Source organism: uncultured Kocuria sp. (assembly GCF_947500125.1).
Classification (GTDB): domain Bacteria; phylum Actinomycetota; class Actinomycetes; order Actinomycetales; family Micrococcaceae; genus Kocuria.
This window is the reverse complement of the sequence record NZ_CANMRA010000087.1, coordinates 1-731: the sequence shown is the minus strand read 5'-3', so window position 1 is coordinate 731 and position 731 is coordinate 1. Positions and strand designations below refer to the sequence as shown.

The 731-nt window shown below is 84.4% G+C and carries 1 pseudogene; it reads left to right on the top strand.

From position 1 onward, the window contains the following. A pseudogene (locus Q0817_RS19965) lies at positions 1–731 on the top strand (hypothetical protein); the annotation flags it as partial.

Below are 731 nucleotides of genomic sequence, written 5' to 3'. Positions count from 1 at the left end.
AGCGGCCGCGAGGACCACCCGGCCCCGCCCCGGGCCGCGGGCACGACGCCGGGCGACGCGCCGGCACCCGCGCCGGAGTCGGCCGCGGACGAGGCACCGCGGGACGGGGGCCGCGGCGGACAGGACCCGTGGGACGCGCACGGCACGCCCGCCACGGACACGCCCCCGGAGTGGACCGACCCCGCCTGGGCCCAGGAGCCCGTGCACAGCTGGTCCGTGGCCGCCATTCCCCAGGGCGGCGCCGCTGCCGAGACCCCGGCCGGGCCCGCTTCCCGGGCCCCGGAGCGACCCGAGGGCGGGTCCCCGGGCCCGGCCCCGACGCCGGAGCGCCCTGCCGGCCCGCAGCCCGCCCACCCGCCGGCGCAGGAGACGGAACCGCAGGCCGCGCCGCAGCGCGGACCGCGCCCCGACCACGGGACGACCGGGCGCCCGGCCCGCGCGCTCCCCGGCGGGACCCCGGGGGCAGGGGACCGGGACGTCCCCCCGTCGGACGACGACGTCCCGCCGCCCGAGGAGCCTCCGTACCCGGACGAGCCCCCCTACCCCGACGACCCGGACGCGGCGCCCCCGGAGCAGTGGCGGCCCGCGGCCCTCGCACGGCAAGCCCCCACGGCCGCAGGCGACCCCCGGAACCGGCCCGGGAACGGGCCCGGGGGCAGCGCCACGGTGCCCACCGCCCGCCCGGACGGCCGCCCGGACGGCCGCCCGGACGGCGGCCCGGGTGCACGACC